This is a genomic window from Lysinibacillus sp. GW247-5R2A (assembly GCF_059424475.1).
In genome coordinates this window covers 1-17,633 of the sequence record NZ_JBWKZL010000005.1, presented here as the reverse complement: position 1 = coordinate 17,633, position 17,633 = coordinate 1, and the positions used below count along the sequence as shown (strand labels likewise).

Annotated in this window: 15 protein-coding genes and 1 riboswitch; of the genes, 10 read left to right on the top strand and 5 right to left on the bottom strand. The window is 35.2% G+C overall.

Annotated features, from left to right (window positions below):
* The first annotated feature begins 45 nt into the window (after positions 1–45).
* The 6 genes from AC07YC_RS09085 to AC07YC_RS09060 all read left to right on the top strand — a co-directional run bounded on the left by AC07YC_RS09085 (position 46) and on the right by AC07YC_RS09060 (position 7,286).
* Positions 46–984 carry an LCP family glycopolymer transferase gene (locus AC07YC_RS09085; protein ID WP_336635018.1) on the top strand — a complete coding sequence of 313 codons (939 nt, stop codon included), beginning with the start codon at positions 46–48 and terminating at the stop codon, positions 982–984.
* A 345-nt stretch (positions 985–1,329) separates the two neighbouring features.
* The gene (locus AC07YC_RS09080) at positions 1,330–1,440 is read left to right on the top strand and encodes a hypothetical protein (protein WP_008178501.1); all 111 of its coding nucleotides are present in this window, start codon (positions 1,330–1,332) and stop codon (positions 1,438–1,440) included.
* A gap of 151 nt (positions 1,441–1,591) precedes the next feature.
* Complete coding sequence (lepB, locus tag AC07YC_RS09075; protein WP_036126595.1) at positions 1,592–2,152, top strand: signal peptidase I; 561 nt, start codon at positions 1,592–1,594, stop codon at positions 2,150–2,152.
* Positions 2,153–2,556: 404 nt separating this feature from the next.
* Positions 2,557–2,656, top strand: a riboswitch (purine riboswitch).
* Positions 2,657–2,862: 206 nt separating this feature from the next.
* Positions 2,863–4,056 (top strand): MFS transporter, encoded by a 1,194-nt coding sequence (locus tag AC07YC_RS09070; RefSeq protein ID WP_494919111.1) that lies wholly within the window; start codon positions 2,863–2,865, stop codon positions 4,054–4,056.
* Between the two features lie 86 nt (positions 4,057–4,142).
* Complete coding sequence (locus tag AC07YC_RS09065) at positions 4,143–4,430, top strand: hypothetical protein (RefSeq protein ID WP_008178492.1); 288 nt, start codon at positions 4,143–4,145, stop codon at positions 4,428–4,430.
* Between the two features lie 249 nt (positions 4,431–4,679).
* Positions 4,680–7,286 carry a cation-translocating P-type ATPase gene (locus AC07YC_RS09060; protein WP_494919110.1) on the top strand — a complete coding sequence of 869 codons (2,607 nt, stop codon included), beginning with the start codon at positions 4,680–4,682 and terminating at the stop codon, positions 7,284–7,286.
* A gap of 155 nt (positions 7,287–7,441) precedes the next feature.
* Here AC07YC_RS09060 and AC07YC_RS09055 read toward each other — a convergent pair whose 3' ends face one another.
* Together AC07YC_RS09055 and AC07YC_RS09050 are read right to left on the bottom strand one after the other, a co-directional pair.
* Positions 7,442–7,918, bottom strand: coding sequence for a DUF3231 family protein (locus AC07YC_RS09055; protein WP_494919109.1), 477 nt, complete (start codon positions 7,916–7,918; stop codon positions 7,442–7,444).
* 107 nt (positions 7,919–8,025) lie between these two features.
* The gene (locus AC07YC_RS09050) at positions 8,026–8,700 is read right to left on the bottom strand and encodes a cupin domain-containing protein (RefSeq protein ID WP_494919285.1); all 675 of its coding nucleotides are present in this window, start codon (positions 8,698–8,700) and stop codon (positions 8,026–8,028) included.
* Positions 8,701–8,991: 291 nt separating this feature from the next.
* Between AC07YC_RS09050 and AC07YC_RS09045 the strand changes: the two genes are divergently transcribed.
* Positions 8,992–9,333, top strand: coding sequence for a YolD-like family protein (locus tag AC07YC_RS09045; RefSeq protein WP_494919108.1), 342 nt, complete (start codon positions 8,992–8,994; stop codon positions 9,331–9,333).
* A 103-nt stretch (positions 9,334–9,436) separates the two neighbouring features.
* On the opposite strand, the gene AC07YC_RS09040 is transcribed toward AC07YC_RS09045, so the two are convergent.
* The 3 genes from AC07YC_RS09040 to AC07YC_RS09030 form a co-directional block, all read right to left on the bottom strand.
* Positions 9,437–9,913, bottom strand: a complete 477-nt coding sequence (locus AC07YC_RS09040; RefSeq protein WP_336635012.1) for a GNAT family N-acetyltransferase — start codon at positions 9,911–9,913, stop codon at positions 9,437–9,439.
* Positions 9,914–10,595: 682 nt separating this feature from the next.
* On the bottom strand, positions 10,596–10,745 hold the full coding sequence (locus AC07YC_RS09035) for a YjcZ family sporulation protein (protein ID WP_494919283.1): 150 nt from the start codon (positions 10,743–10,745) through the stop codon (positions 10,596–10,598).
* 97 nt (positions 10,746–10,842) lie between these two features.
* Complete coding sequence (locus AC07YC_RS09030; RefSeq protein ID WP_494919107.1) at positions 10,843–11,067, bottom strand: hypothetical protein; 225 nt, start codon at positions 11,065–11,067, stop codon at positions 10,843–10,845.
* Between the two features lie 213 nt (positions 11,068–11,280).
* Here AC07YC_RS09030 and AC07YC_RS09025 point away from each other — a divergent pair, with 213 nt between their 5' ends.
* The 3 genes from AC07YC_RS09025 to AC07YC_RS09015 all read left to right on the top strand — a co-directional run bounded on the left by AC07YC_RS09025 (position 11,281) and on the right by AC07YC_RS09015 (position 16,947).
* Positions 11,281–11,592 carry a protein NO VEIN domain-containing protein gene (locus AC07YC_RS09025; RefSeq protein WP_494919281.1) on the top strand — a complete coding sequence of 104 codons (312 nt, stop codon included), beginning with the start codon at positions 11,281–11,283 and terminating at the stop codon, positions 11,590–11,592.
* A gap of 514 nt (positions 11,593–12,106) precedes the next feature.
* The gene (locus AC07YC_RS09020; RefSeq protein WP_494919105.1) at positions 12,107–12,931 is read left to right on the top strand and encodes a hypothetical protein; all 825 of its coding nucleotides are present in this window, start codon (positions 12,107–12,109) and stop codon (positions 12,929–12,931) included.
* Positions 12,932–13,020: 89 nt separating this feature from the next.
* On the top strand, positions 13,021–16,947 hold the full coding sequence (locus AC07YC_RS09015) for a DNRLRE domain-containing protein (protein ID WP_494919104.1): 3,927 nt from the start codon (positions 13,021–13,023) through the stop codon (positions 16,945–16,947).
* Positions 16,948–17,633 lie beyond the last annotated feature (686 nt).

Genomic DNA, 17,633 nt, shown 5'->3' with positions numbered 1-17,633 from the left:
CGTCAAAAAGAGGGGCAAAATTGTTAAGCAAGAGAGGACTAACGTATGGAAAAAAACATGAAACGCTCTAAAGAGAAAAAGAGCAAGAAAAAATTATGGCTGTGGATCGTTGGTAGCCTACTAACTATTTTTTTAATTTTTATAGGAACTGCCTACTTTACCATCCAAAAAACAATGAACAAAATAAATACACCACTTTTACAAACAACAGATGCAGCACAGCTAGAAGAAAAAACAGTGATTAAAAAAGAGCCTTTCTCGGTTCTGATGCTCGGCGTAGATGAACGAAAAGATGATAGTGGACGTTCTGATACGATGATTGTGATTACTGTGAATCCGGAAAAGCAAACAATGAAAATGCTTAGTATTCCCCGTGATACGCGTACAGAAATTGTCGGTCATGATACCGTTGATAAAATTAATCATGCCTATGCTTTTGGTGGCGTTCCAATGGCTGTAGATACGGTAGAAAATTTTCTAAATATACCGATTGATTACTATGTGTTTATTAATATGGAGGGCTTTTTACAAATTATAGATACGCTTGGTGGCGTGACCATTAACAATGATATGGATTTAACCTATGACGAATATCATTACCCAAAAGGAGAAATCACATTAGATGGTAATGAAGCACTTATTTTTTCCCGTATTCGTTATGAAGATCCACGAGGAGATTTTGGACGTCAAATTCGACAACGACAAATTATTGAAGCGGTTATGAAAAAGGCCTCAACTCCGTCTACATTATTAAAGGCAACGGATATGCTGACGGTTTTAGGCGATAACGTTCGCATGAATTTTTCTGTAAAAGAGCTTATTCAGCTTCAAGGTATTTATAAGAAAATGGATAAGGGTATTGAGCAATTATCATTTGAACAAGGTGATGGCGAAAGGATTAACCGCATTTGGTACTACATTCCGAACGAGGAAGAGCTTCAAAAAATACAAGCCGATCTAAAAACCCATTTACAAGGCAAGTAAGCTTTTGCTTACAATAAGTATAATATATATGTAAAATTTCTGGCCACGAAGGGAGGGAGATGAATGAATGGGAGGACCCAGGTCCTTAGGTATACAGCTCTTAATCATTGCATGCAAAGCTATGTACCTAAACGCAAAACGCGAAGAAATCCAGTCCGTTCAACTATTAGAGGCCTACAAGTATTATGTTTAAAATTATTTATGTAGTGCATAAAAAATCATTCATGTAGGGTGCATGCCTAGTTGAATGATTTTTTTTGCTATGAATCATTTATCTATATTTCTTGAAATATCTGAAAATTCGTTGTATACTGACATTAGAAATGGTTCAAAGGAGTGATTGTGATGATTATAGGCACAATTTTATTAGCAATTGCATTACCAGTGGGTATCGTATTAGCAGTAGATTTATTGAACGAGCAGCAACAGGTTGCTCCACAATCTAACCATTCTTAATTGGCAAATAAACTAAATCAGATATTTCTAGACAATGCTACATAGTAGCCTTGTCTATTTTTTATGGCGAATGAAACAATTTATGTGATTCATTCGTCAATGAAGTATAGAAAATGTTATACTATTAAAAAAACAGTATCGGGGAATGAACATGCAAGAGGAAAAAACAACAAGCTTTAAAAAAGAACTATTATCCTACATCAAAATTATTGTCATTACAGCAATTGTCGTGTTTGGCTGTAAGCAATTTTTATTTGCGCCCATTAAAGTACAGGGGGCATCGATGTACCCGACTTACCATGATAAAGATGTGATTATTGTAAGTAAAACAAGTAAAATCGAACGTTTCGATCAAATTGTTTTCCAATCACCTGTAGAAGATGAACTATATATTAAACGTGTCATCGGTGTACCAGGTGATAAGGTGGAAATGAAAGATGATGTATTGTATGTGAATGGCAAAGCCTACAAAGAAGATTACGTCAATCGTGAAACAGATGATCCTAACCAATTACGCATTACTGAAAACTTTACATTAGAGCAATTAGTGAATGAAAAAGAGGTGCCAAAGGGCATGTATTTTGTGCTTGGGGACAATCGCCTAAAAAGTAGTGATAGTCGCCATTATGGTTTAATTTCAGAGGATGCTGTTTATGGCGAGTCGAAATTAATCGTCTATCCATTTAAGCATTTTCATGTTGGCTCAAAATAAGAAATGATTAAGAGGCTACTTTAATAGTGGCCTCTTTCTCTTTATTGGACGGTACATCTTTACATATTTTATATGAGGGATAATAAACACAAATCATTGAATTTTCAACGGTTTCCTTAATAGGGGTTTGATTACTTCTTATGTGAGAACTGAGAGCTGGTTCCTCGATTGTGAGCTCTTCGGCTACTAATTCAACACCATAAAATAGTAATAAAAAATAGCATACAAATCCTACTATTCGCAAACAATCACCTCGTAAAATAGTTATTGTATGTTATTATGTATGGTCAAATTCATCAAATTATAAGCAGAAAATCGAAATTTTCTCTCGAGTAAACGAAATTTTTATGAAATGAACTCTATGAAAAAAAGGTATTGTCAATAAATTTTTCATGTGCTACTATAGCTAAAGTAAATATTTGAACTGTATAACCTCAATAATATGGATTGAGGGTCTCTACCAGGAACCATAAAATCCTGACTACAAAACTTTGTTTCATTTTTGTAGTCAGGATTTTTTTATTTTGCTGCAGTCCATGATGTTGATATAGAAATGTCTGCTGAATCAAGCTCATGCAGCCCCCAAACATATGTTACAGATTGTGCAGTAGAGCTTATGTGGCAAGTTCTTCTGCAAAATCTGGATAGGCACATCATGGCTGATGAAAAATCTCCTATAAAAGTGAAAATGTAACGAAAGGGAGATTTCAATGAATTGGAGAGTTTATATTCTTGCGGTGACTACCTTTGCAGTAGGTTTAGTTGAATTAATCGTAGGTGGAATCCTACCAAATATTGCAAAGGATTTGAATGTTTCTTTAGCAACAGCAGGGCAATTAATCACTATTTTTGCACTTGTTTATGCGATTTCAGCGCCTGTTCTACTATCTTTGACAGCGAAGGTAGAACGAAAACGCTTATTCCTTATATCCTTATTTATTTTTACATTAGGTAATTTAATGACCTTCTTTAGTACAACGTTCACCGTTGTCCTAATTGCCCGAATTTTTACAGCGATGAGTACAGCATTAGTCATCGTTCTATCATTAACGATTACAACGAGAATTGTAGAGCCTAGACACCGTGCGAAAGCATTGGGGCTTGTTTTTATGGGCGTAAGTTCTGCACTTGTTATCGGTGTGCCAATGGGGATTTTTATTACGGAAGCTTTCGGTTGGAGAGCCGTATTTTTAGGCATTAGTATTCTTTCAACAATCTCAATGGTTTTAATAGCTGTGTTATTAGACAAAATGCCAATCGGAGAAGTCGTACCACTGAAGAAGCAAATGAAATCATTGGCGAATTTAAAAATCCTTACAGCGCAATTAACGACTTTGTTTATGCTAGCAGGTCATTATATGCTCTACGCATATTTAACACCCTTTTTAGTAGAAGCCTTTGATATGAATGCTTCATGGATTAGTATTTGTTACTTAATCTTTGGTATTGCCTCTGTCAGTGGGAATGCTGTAGGTGGTTGGGTGAGCGATAAAATCGGGACAAGTAAAGCCCTTATTTTAATCGTCTCTACATTTGCGCTTGTGTTGTTTAGTATCCCTTATACAGTCATTGCCTTACCGGTCTTTTTACTGTTTACTGTTTTATGGGGAGCATTGAGCTGGGCTTTAACACCGCCATTACAAAATTATTTAATTCAAGCAGACCCTCAATCATCCGATATACAGCAAAGCTTAAATACCGCTGCGCTTCAAATCGGGATTTCCATCGGCTCAGCGCTGGGTGGTGCCGTCTTTGCCTTTACTGGATCTGTCATGCATTTAGCAAGTTTCGGAACTCTATTAGTTCTCTGTGCTTTAGGATGTGCTATCTTCTCTATTAAAAGAGCGCCTGTCTCACATGAGCATTCGGCGGATTATTCATCAGTGCAGCATCATTCATCATAAATGGTGTAATTATCCAAAATGATCCTGCTATAGCAGGATAGTAGCAGCCTGATAGCGAATGTAAGGATAGAGGAGGTTGGTAATAGATGCAAGTAGATTTAACCGATTTTCAAAATGTCAAAGTCATCGCGACGATTGATCAAACTTTTTATAGAAATGTAGGTGCTATCATATTATATGAAGAGGATTCACACACATTATCTGTACGAAAATTGACTCGGAAAACAGTCGATCATTTTATACCAACAGACGAACTCGAACACTTTACATTTGCCTCTCATGCAGATGCCATTAAGTTCACGCACAAGCTTACGCGCATGAGTGCCCTGGATTACTTATTAGTGGCCCATAAAGAGAGACCCATACAATCATAACTGCTTTTATAAGCATTGGGAAAGTAAGCCATTCCCAATGCTTTTTTTTGTCTAAGCGAATCTATTTGAGTTTTCTCTTTAAAAATTAATTTCTCACTAGTTTATAATCATACTCTAGATATCTATGGAATAGATTGTTGTAGTTAATGAATTTCACACAGACTGATGAAGTTTGAGATTTTATGGTGCCTATTATTTTCCAGAAAATAGTATGTGACCTTTAAATCTTGTGAATGGAAGGAGAACCCTATGACTGAATATCATCAACAATCGTCTACTGAAGTCATGAAGATATTGAACGTCACCACAGAAGGCTTGACCGATGGGGATGTTCAAAAGAGGCAACAAGTCTATGGCTATAACGTATTAGAAGAAGGTAAAAAGACTAGTACATTGGCTGTTTTTATGGGTCAATTCAAAGATTTATTAGTCATTATTTTATTGGTCGCTGCCTTCATTTCCTTTCTACTTGGAGAGGTAGAAAGTACAATTGTCATCATGATTGTTGTTTTTTTAAATGCTATTTTAGGCACGGTACAGCATGTGAAAGCTGAACAATCTTTAGACAATCTGAAGGCGCTAACCTCGCCGATTGCCAAAGTAATGCGTAATAATCTGCTGATGGAAATTCCTTCTGAGGAAATTGTGGTGGGGGATCTTCTTATGTTAGAGGCTGGCGATTACATTAATGCAGATGGCAGACTATTGGAAAGTCATAATTTGCACATCAATGAAAGCTCTCTTACCGGAGAATCAATTGCCGTTGCCAAAAGTACTGACCCTATTCGAAAAAACAATGTTACGATTGCCGATAAGAAAAATATGGTGTATTCAGGTAGCTTCGTGACCAATGGACGAGGTATTGTAATGGTTACAGCTATCGGGATGCAGACTGAAATCGGGAAAATTGCTAATTTACTCGATACGGCTAAGGAAAAGAAAACACCTTTACAAATTAGCCTGGATCAATTTGGTGAAAAATTAGCATTAGGTATTACCATCATTTGCTTAGCCATTTTTACAATTGATCTTATTCGTGGACGAGCATTAGTAGAATCCTTTATGTTTGCGGTATCTCTAGCTGTCGCAGCTATTCCTGAGGCTTTGAGTTCCATTGTTACAATCGTTTTAGCATTCGGTACACAGAAGATGGCGAAGGAAAATGCCATTATCCGGAAGCTTTATGCGGTTGAAAGCTTAGGAAGTGTATCTGTTATTTGTTCTGATAAAACGGGTACTTTAACAGAAAATAAAATGGTTGTACAGGAGGTTTTTGTCGATCAGAAAAAAATTCCTCATGATTGGCTAAACCCAACAAATTCAGTGGAAAAAGAACTGATGGTAAAGGCACTGTTATGTAGTGATGCTGTCGAGCGTGCTCACAAGGAAATAGGTGATCCGACAGAAATAGCGCTTGTGAAATTAGGAAAGCATTACGGCTTAGATGAATTGCTGGTTCGCGAGCAATATCCAAGACTAGCTGAAATTCCATTTGATTCAGCTCGAAAGCTTATGAGTACTGTAAATAAAATAGATAAACAGCCTGTTATGATTACTAAAGGAGCATTAGATGTACTCTTGCCTAAAGTGACTAGAATAAAAACGGCAACAGGCATTTTTGAGATGACAGCTCAGCATCGCCAAAAAATCGAAGCGGTCAATCATGATTTTTCGAGGAATGGTTTACGGGTGATAGCCATTGCCTACAAAGATGTTTTACCGCAGCAAACAATTGATACAAGAGTAGAAAAAGATTTAATATTTGTCGGCTTAGTGGCTATGATGGACCCACCAAGAAAAGAGTCCAAAGAAGCTGTAGAAAATTGTATTAAGGCAGGCATTAAGCCAGTTATGATTACAGGTGACCATAAAATTACGGCTACAGCGATTGCCCAACAAATTGGGATTTTAAACAATCCAGAAGAAGCCATTGAAGGACATGCTCTCGAAAAATTCACAGATCAAGAGCTACAGGAAAAAGTAGATGATTATTCTGTGTATGCGCGCGTTACACCTGCTCAAAAGATTCGTATCGTCAAAGCGTGGCAGGATAAGGGTCATGTTGTCGCGATGACGGGGGATGGCGTCAATGATGGGCCAGCGCTAAAACAAGCAGATATCGGGGTGGCAATGGGAGTGACTGGGACGGAGGTCGCAAAAGATGCCTCGTCCATGATTTTAACAGATGATAATTTTTCTACGATTGTCAAGGCAATCGCCAATGGTCGTAGCATCTATACAAATATTAAAAATGCCATTTTGTTCTTATTATCAGGAAATGCGGGAGCTATATTTGTAGTGCTATATGCTACAGTACTCGGCTTACCAGTTCCTTTTGCACCCGTCCATCTATTATTCATCAACCTATTAACAGATAGTCTTCCAGCAATCGCAATCGGTTTAGAGCCGAATAATAAGAAAACGATGAAGGACAAGCCTAGAAATGTTCATACCCCTCTATTAAATAAATCATTTACGACACAGGTGGTGCTAGAAGGAATTTTAATTGCCATCTCCACCATCATTGCTTTTCAAATTGGATTGTCTACTGGCGATACATTAACGGCAAGTACAATGGCGTTTACAACACTTTGTTTATCAAGATTAGTGCATGGCTTTAACTCCAGAGCCAAACAATCGATCTTTACGATTGGTGTCTTTTCGAATAAATATGCATGGATTGCATTTTTAATCGGTGTCCTAAGCTTGCACATTGTATTGTTTATGCCAATGCTAACAACGGTCTTTGAAGTGGCTCCATTAACAATCGCCCAATTAGGCTTTATTTATAGTCTATCCGTGTTACCGTTCCTCGTAAATCAATGGTATAAGCTCCTGTTTGTAAGAAGTCGCTAGAAGAGGATGGAATGTTAAAACCACCTACACTTAACGAGTAGGTGGTTTTGCTATTGTTTAATAGTAAACTTAACATGTACAAAAAAACACACTATTAAAAGTAGATTTAATAATGTGCAGCGTGATGAATGATTAGATTGTTCAGCCAACCATTTTTATTGGGCTGGTGCTAGAAGCCAGCCTTTAATTTTACTCAGTTCAATCAATTTAGACCCAAGTATAGCATAGCGCATATGGAGTTCACCATATTTGGCAAGATGCTTTTTCTTTACTGACAATTCCAATGCTTGGCTTACAGCAAGTAAAGAGGAAGCAATATTCATAGATAAAATGGCACTAATTTCACTATCATTAATGATGGATTTTCCACGTATATCCGTCATTTTCATTTTACTGTATGCCATAGTTGTAGTGGGGGCAAGAACGCCATTTTCCTTTAATAATAATGTCAGCTGTTTATTTTCCTCTTTTAAACATTGAATGAATTCCAAGATCATAATCTTTAATTTTTTATCTCGGGTATGGTTAAAAAAGGCATGGCTTGAAGCAATATAGCTTTGATTGACACCGAGCTGTGACCAAAGCCTAAACATCTCCTTAAATTGTAATGATGCTAGTTTGTCATTTATCATCGTTATTGTGACACTTCCTAACTCCTAGTATTTATCTAAGATTAGGATGGAACAGTTTATGACATTCTATTCATCTTTTACAATAAAAGTTTAATACAAGGGGCATTTTAATAATAGGTGCCATACGGATACATATGTGGGGAAGGGTAATGGTATGGATATGGATAAGAGTAGGGGTTTGGGTATGGACATGGTTTCATGGATGGCTTCTTGTGCTTGCATGAAGAATTATCAGTTGCCGATTCCACTCGATTACAGCCTTTTGGTGGCCCAATATAAGTAGATGGAACAATTGGTGCAATGGTTTTCTTCCATTGTTCCTCATCTAAACAATAGGTATGCGCCATAATATTGGTAGGTGTAAATTTCAATATATCGGAGCCTAAAATAACCTCTGGTGTTGGAGCGTCAAAGATAGCAAGTAAATGGGTGTTATCCTCTGTGGCAACCTCATAATGCCACCAGCCCTGTGGGATATTAGCTACTTGCCCAGGCTTAATCGGGTAGTTTTGAAGTTTTTTTGTAAAGGGATTTAATAGGGAAACCGTTGCTGCACCAGAAATACAATAGACAAGCTCAGCTGCATTTTGGTGATAGTGTGGCTCAATGACATTGTCTTTACTTAAAAAAATATCCAGTAAAGATGTATTTTCTAATGTATTTAATTGTTCTACGCCAAGGATATTAATGTAATTTCGTGCATCTTTTTTAAAAAGCGTACTTTTGTTGACATCAAAGGTGAACTCTGCAGAAGGCGATGTATAATCGACATTTGTGTTAATACTTACATCCTTTCTCACTAAAATTGTGATATTCATCATCATCACAGATTATGATTGAAATGTTTATAGACTTATACAAATGCCTAGCGTTTGTTTAGAACTGTTAGCAAGCTTGGACTAGAGGAATTGTATTAAATTACCACCGCTATTTAAGGACGTATGTGCGTATAATGAAACGGAACATACGTTTTGTTTTGAGGGCGTGGAAGTCTTAGCAAAGCAGTCATGACTTTTAATGTTGAAATTTTCTCGCAAACGTCCCCCATAACTGAGCTGAAAGGGTGAGATAAGATGATGAGAGATCGAGGAGCTATGAAATGGACATCGATGATGCTTCCAGAGCATTTACTGCTTTTGAAAAAGTGGAAGCAAGAGGTACTGACAGAACCACCACGGGAACGTGCAGAATGGGAACTGGAGGAATTACAGCAAATCATCACACGCGCATTAACAGAACGTAACCATATTATGTTAACTATTTGGGAAGAGGCTAATTTTGTGCAATATGGTGGCATTATTAAAGAGATGAATGAGATGGAACTTCTGCTTGAAACGATTACAACAACGAAACATATCGCATTGAAATATATTTATGCTGGCTATATTGAGGTGGATGGCACTAGCGGTATTTAATGCAAAATCGAGAGGATGAATGTAGTGCCTAATAATGAAGGGTACGAATGACAGCGGATGACAAAGTCACTCATTTGAACATCGAAAATGAGTGACTGTCTCCTTAAAGGTGCAATTGCATCACTATTTGCTCACCAATTGGTCCCATTCGTCTTTCACCAGTATCTTCAAAACCTACATTGAGATACAAATTCTGCGCAGCGATGTTTTTGTGATTTACCACTAACACTACTTCGTTAAATTCTTTAAACTCATGATTGACAAAGTCAGCCAGTAAAAGCATTGCTTTTTTTGCATAACCCTTACCTTGCTGTTTATGATCCATAGATAAAGCGGTAAGTAACATCGCCTGTGGATTGCTAGAATACTCCTGTACTCTTTCAGTTGTATGAAGTACGAAAAAACCAACAGGTATTTTATTATTTAAAATCACAATAGGGTACTGTCCCACTTTTTCGATTGTCATCTCTTTTGGTAAGGCAGTAAATTGGTGCTGTTCTACGGGCAATTCAAACTCATTTAACTGGTCTGCATAGTCTTCTGAAAAATGTACTAATTCAATGTTAATTGTGTCTTGCATAAACAAGCCTCCTTTTTTATTATTGTATACATAGAACAAACGTTCGTCAAGAAGGCTTGTTTAATAATCATGCAGGCTGGCGTTCATTTACTTTATAAATTACCAAAAAATAAAATAAAAGAGATACTCACAATTAGAATTAGAGTTAAAGCCATTGTCACAATGCCTCTAAGCAAGGTCGCTAAATTTCTGACATCTTTCATTCCTACCACACTTAGGTAGAAGCAAACGATTGACAATAGCAATGTTAGTGTCAAAGGGTGAAGGTGGACATAGGTGACAAAAAAGTCTTTGAGGGAACCAGACAGAAAAAATAATAGGATGCAACCTAAAGATAAAATAAAGGACCAAAAATTTAAATTAATGCCCATTTGTTTTCCTCCTCTCTACTAAAACGATAGTTCTAGAAAATCTATAATAGAGTAAAAGGATGCAAAAAGAGGCCACTTGGATGAAAGTGACCCCTAGAACCAATAAAGGAGTGTCATGTAAAGTAGAAAGAACTTTACAATACTATTATTATGTTAAGTTATCATTTGGAGATAGTTATCTATCTTCAATGGCGTAAGAAATATATTTTTATTATCTCATAACAGGTTAGAAATTGGGAAGGGGGAATAAAAAAGGCTTTAAGCTTCATCATCATTCGAAATAAACAGAAGCTAAAGCCTTCATATGACCATTAGCAAATGAAGCCTGCGCCAACAATAATGAGAAGAATGAATAGGACAACGATAAGCACGAAAGTGGAGCTGTTACCACTGCCATCATTTCCGCCACTATAATTATTGAAATTGCCTCCATTTCCACAGTATCCCACAAAGGTCTCCATATCAATTGTATGTATAAAATTCAAATGGAGGAGCGATCATCATCCAAGTAACTAATATTAAATGGTGCCATCAAAAAAACATCCTACACGGATGTTTTTAATATAACGGCTGCCGCGTTTGACAGGGCGGAAAACCATTGACATCTTGAATCATATGAAAATCATACTGCTTTAAAGCAAATTGACTTTGATACAAATATTCGAGGACAAGAAGCTTCCCACCTGAAACGCCACAAAGAACACCAGATGTTCCTTGCCCATTCATCAATGAAACACCGACCGGTTGCCCAATTAAATAGTAAATTTTATGTTGCCAAGGCACTATGTCACTCCCTTCCATCTAATTATATGAATGTAATGGTCGAAGGTGCATGGGGAAATGCCTAAAGTATCATGAGAATATAGGTCTGGATCAGGATCTTTTAACAGAAACCAACCCACCTAGTTCAATGCCAAACAAAATAAGCGAATCCAGAAACTTTTTTGCTACTAAAATAGATTATACTGAGAATAGTAAAAAAATTCTGAGCTTGGGCTGAAAGGTGAATTATTAGTAATTAACCATCTCCAAAATGTATTGGGTTACGATACAAATCATACTTCTTTTATAGAAGGTGATGGAGCTGGGTACGATATAGAAGCTATTAAAAAGGATGGTACTTCTATACATAGAGAGGTTAAAACAACAAAAGGTGGAATCAATACGTCGTTTATGATATCAGCTAATGAACGGGCATTTTCCTCAATTTATGCAAGTAACTACGAATTATATAGAGTCTATGAATATAACCATGAATTTAATTGTGGCAAATTCTTTAGAATAGAAGGTGACCTAAAAGCCCCTTAAATTTAAAACCTACTGTTTATAGTGCAAAGTTATAAAGTAAGCTACCATTAGTCTATAAACTAATGGTAGTTTACTTTATTTAGTTTAAAAATTTTTTCAATATACATTGTTTCATTTAAAATGTTGTTATACATACCAAGGTCGAAAATTTAATTACTTGTGAAGTTTTTATACGTTTATGATTACCAGAAGAAAAAAACCTAGTTTATCTAAAATTTAGTCTTATATTGGAACAACCCTTCATCTACACGATAGTGCAATCTATTTGCAGTCTATTTCGTGTGAATGAAGGGATTTTTAGTTAGATGCGAACTACGCATGATATTTAATGTAAATCTTTTGACGGTATAGGATTTATGGTTTAATCATTTTTATGCATATACATATAGTCCTTTATATATATTAATTCCCATAATGTACTACCTAAAACGGTTAGTTTAGCACCATCTTAATAGTGATTGTCTATCTATAATAGATAATGTTTCAAAAATCACAATTATTAGGAGGAAACTAATTGCTAAAGAAAATTTTCATTCAATTGATTGTTTTGGCAATGTTCATTGCCTTTATTCCTTTTGGGAATTTTGCAAGTGTTGCTGCCAAAGAAAATCCCAAAAAAAATACGAAAGGAAACGAGAAAACCGAAGTAGTAGGAGAACGTACGCAAACTTCTAAAACGTTTAACAATTCTGATGGTACTTATACAACTGAAATATATGAAGCACCTATTCATTTTAAAGATAGTAAAGGTAACTGGAAAGATATTGATAACGACCTACAAAAAAAGAAAAATAATGGCAAAGGACAATTTGAAAATAAAGCCAATACCTTTGCTGTGACATTTGATGAAAAACTTGAAGAGGAAACGAACAACGTACAAGTAGCGGATAACCAATACAACCTTAATATTGGATTAAAAGAAATTGAACAAAAAGATGAAATAATTCCTGCTAAAGAGGTTATCGGGGTTGCTACAGATAATCAAATTGAGTACCAAAATGTGTTTGATAATATTTCGACTACATATTCTGTTGGAGAAAACTTTGTAAAAGAAGATATTATAATTAACAAAAAGCCCGAAAAAGGGTTACCACAAACCTTCTCATATCAACTATCCCTTGAAAATTTGACATATGAACAAATTAATAATCAAATCCATTTAAAGGACGCCAAAACGGGTGAGTTGGTTTATGTTATAGAAGCACCGTTTATGTATGATGCTTATAAACCTGTAGGCTTTCAATCTATTGACAGTACAAATTCTATACCAGAGGAAGCAAAATCCTATAATATCACGTTAAAAACACGAAAAGAAAACATACTTTATGGATTGATTTAACTCCAGATACAGCTTGGCTACAGGATACTAAAAGACAATACCCTATTGTCATTGATCCAACAATTGTACGTATCCAAGGAAACTCTAAAATGGTTGATACAACAATACGTAAAAAATTCCCAACCCAAACTGGAGGAAATGATACAGAGTTAGGTACAGGTACAGCCACAGACGGGAATATTGTTAGAAGTTTATTGAAGTTTGATGTAACACCTATTCCAGAAAAAAGCATTATTATGTCTGCGGATGTAAGTCTTTATCTATCTTCAACTAATGATCCAACTCCTATTAATTTAAGTATGCATGCTATGAAACGTTCATGGGATGAAAATACAGCAACATGGAATAACTATTCAACAGCAGGGGGTTGGACAACAGTAGGGGGAGATTATAATACCACACCTCTTTCAACTGTTACAGGAGTCTCTTCAGTACCGAGTAATGTAGAAGAAGGTATTAAACGATGGTCTATTCCAACGAATATGGTGAGTGGATGGCTATATAATCCCGAATCGAATCTTGGTTTATTATTAAAAAGCACTTCAGAAAGTACCATGATTTACAAAAAGTTCATCAGTAGTGAAAGCACAACCAACCCACTCGCATATAAACCAAAACTTGTCGTTACTTATAAAACACCTAACCGTTTAGGTTTAGAAGATTATTGGGATTATTCCACACATGATATTTCAAATGGAACGAACTATGTAAATTTAGGCACAAATAATAATGTTGTTCAATACACAGATTTTAGTTTATTCAACTATGGAGGATTTGGTTTAGATTTTACTCGAACATATAATAGTAAGGATTTTGAAAAATCTCCATTTGGCTATGGTTGGAGTTTTACAGGTTCAGAGAAATTATTTTATAATGATAAATATTTTAATGTCGAATATAAAGATGCAGATGGTACGGTCCATGTTTACTCATGGGATGGAGATAAGTATATTGCACCAGTAGGTAATTATGATAGTTTAGTTATGGTGGATAAGTACACTTTTAAACTGACTAGCAAAACTGGTATCACAACAACATTTAAAGTTAGAGAAAGCACTAGTGATACAGATATTGAAGTAGCCTATATTACAGAGCAAAAAGATTTAAATAGCAATACAATCACTTATAATTATGATACATCAAATCAGCTTACTTCTATCAGTACTAATCTAGGCACAAAATTGCTGTTTTCGTATACGAATGGGCTTATTACGAATGCAAAATATAATGATCAGGATATTAAGTATACTTATACAGATGGTTACTTAACACGAGTAATGGTTAAGAAAGATAAGAACGATGACAAAACATCAACGCCTACTTCCTTCTACTACACAACTAATGGACAGTTAACAAAAATTATTGATAGTAATCAGAAGATTATGCTTTATGGATATAATAGTGAATTGGATTTAGCGTCTGTAACAGAACCTTCATTAGACGGTCAAGTAGATTCAATCACCAATTACTCTTTAGATCGAACAAACAATATAGTAACTGTTACTAGCCCTGAAGGTACAGTTACACGCTATGGTTTAAATAACAACTTTAGCGTAACGAAAATATTTGATCCTTCAGGTGATACAACAACCTATACACTAGATGAGAATAGCTATAATGTTTTTTCACAAAAAATTGTCTATTTAGATGGTTCTACTTACACGAAAAATTTCAAGTATGATACAAAAGGGAATATAATAAGCACTACTGATTCAAAAGGTGTGACAGAATCTTATACGTATGATCAATATAGTAATCTTTTAACGCAATCAGATGCTAATCAGCAAACAACAACAAACACTTATGAGAACGGTAATCTGAAGACCTCCACAACACCTAAAGGGGACACAACAACCTATACGTATAATGACCATGGGGATATGACACAAGTAAAGTATCCTGATGGGAAAATAGAAACGTATAATACTAACTATGTTAATAATCAAAAAACAACTACTTATCGTGATAATCAATTAGATATAACTACTATAACTACAACAGATTTTCACGGTAATATCCTTTCATATCAAGATGGTAATGGGGAAATCACGAGATATAGTTATAATTTAAAAAATGAATTAGTAGAAGTACTAGATACATCAAATAAAACAACGTCGTATAGCTATGATGCCAACAGTAATTTAACAACTGTGACAAATGCTGATGGTAAACAACAAATGTCTCTTAGCTATAATGCACAAAATTTCATCGAAAAAGAAACAAATGCCGAGGGGAAAGTAACGACCTATAATTATAATGCTGATGGAGCATTAAAAGAGGTTATCAAAGCAACAGGTGCAAAAATCGACTATACTACCTCAACTGATACCAATACACAGATTGTGAAAGTAGATGGGGTTAATCAGTTTTCAACCCAAGTAGATGGTTTATCCACTACTGTAATAAATCATACTCTAAACAATCAAAAAGTTACGTATACACAATCAGAAAATGAACTATTACAAAGAGTAAACATTAACGCACCTGTAAATCGTTCGATTATGTTTACTTATAAAAATGAGAAGGATTTAGCAAGCATTCAATATGGTACAAATACAATTGAGTATGCATCGGATGAAAATGGCCAAACAACCGAAGTTACACTTGATGGACAATCATCAACAAGCTTCAATTGGAACAAAAACAACTTATTGGAGAGCACGACTTACAGAAATGGTGCAGCTATTTTAAATAAGTATAATGCTGATCAATTACAAACAGAAATTTTGAAAACAAATAGTACAACAACTTGGCTTCAAAATGCGTATGAGTATAATAAAAATCGGCAAATTACCAAAGTAACCAACGATGATGGTACAGTCACTTACATGTACGATCCTTTAAATCAGCTAATTAAAGAACAATACAATAATGGTTTATCCATCTCTTACACATACGATTCAGCTGGAAACCGTACTTCTAAAACGACTTTCCAAAACGGTAGTGCATATACAGTTAACTATAGTTATAATAATGCGAATCAAATGAAGGCTGCTGGTGAGCAGACTTATACTGTGAGTCCTAATGGAAATGTGACAAATGATGGTGTTTTCCAGTATGTTTGGAACGCCTTTGATCAATTAACAGAAATTAAGTCTCTAACAGGTGCAACAGTTGCATCTTATCGTTATGATGAAAATGGACGTCGTGTATATAGTAAAGGTAGTAATGGTGAAACGTATTATCGTTATAATGGTCTGACAAACCAAGTCTTGTTTGAAGAGGATGCAAGTGGAGTTATTACAAAAAACTTTACCTATGATGATAAAGGTTCTCCATTAACAATGACATATTTGGGCTCAACATACTACTACTTAACAAATTATCGAGGAGATGTATTAGCATTAACAGATAGTAACGGTGACATTGTGGCGGAATACGCATATGATGCGTGGGGAAATATTATGAGCCAAAAAGGTAATATGGCAACTATTAATCCTTATCGTTATGCAGGTTATCGATATGATGAAAATACTAAACAATACTATTTAATGTCTCGTTACTATAATCCAGATACAGGTGTGTTCTTATCGTTAGATCCAGTACGTGGCGATACAATGAATCCTTTATCGTTGAATGGTTATAATTATGCGAATAATAATCCAGTGATGAATGTGGATCCGGATGGGGAATTTGCAAGTAATCTTGGAGCTAAATTGAAATATGGAGCAAAAAAAGCACTAAAAAAACTGTTAGAAAATTGGGGAGTCCCTGTAAACCTCGGTGAAAAAATAGCAAGTTCAGCATTATCCTTTATCGCAGGTTCATTAGCATTTAAAAAAATTGCGAATAAAAAAATTAGCTCTTTTACAGCTTATAAGGCTCAAGTGCGAAGTTTTGCGAATACATTTAGTAAGTCGTTAATAAGGTACGCAAAGAAAAGCTTAGTAACTGCACTAGGCAAAAGAGCGGCTTCTATGATGATTGGGGGCTTAGGAGGAGTTTTCATTCAAGAGGTGGTTGTATTCACTTACTGGACTGTAGTATACGCAGTAAACTATAAACCAAAGAAATGAGGCGAGCTTTGTGATATTTTTTAGTACAGGATTATTGATAGTAGGGACCATAATTGCAATAATAAAAAAAAGTCTATATCCGTTCATTGTAGTACTTATCTACGGAAGTGTTGCATTACTATTTGATTTATTCCAATTTATGCTCGGTTTTTTAGGAGATAATTGGGTATTTCATCTATTTATTCCTTTTATAATTACAGCAATAGCACTTTATATTGCAAGCAGATTAATCGAAAAAATGGACTGGCAGTATTAATAGTCCATGTAACGTTATCTATCCAGTTGGCCTCAACTCTCTCTAAAATTGTTTTATCAAGAGGGGGCCTTATAAAAAGTAGAGCATAAAATATCCAATTGGGTTTTTATGCTCTGCTTTTTTGAATTATGAAGAACAGGGGGTTGGTCCAAAAAACTATTTTATATAAGAAGCTATTTTAATTTAATTGGTACCAAACAGCTTGAATTATTCCTATTGTTGTAGATTGATAATAAAAATTGATAATTTGTAAGAAAGTTTGATTAAAAACATCTCACCACTATAGATTTTTAGAGATGAAATGTTTTTATTGGAAATTTAAATAGTATCACTTTGAGATTGTGAAGAAATGTTGGTATGTCAACACTAAACTGGACAAAAATTATAAGGTCTGTTGCTTGAATTCCACTGGAGTTAAATAGCCTAGTGT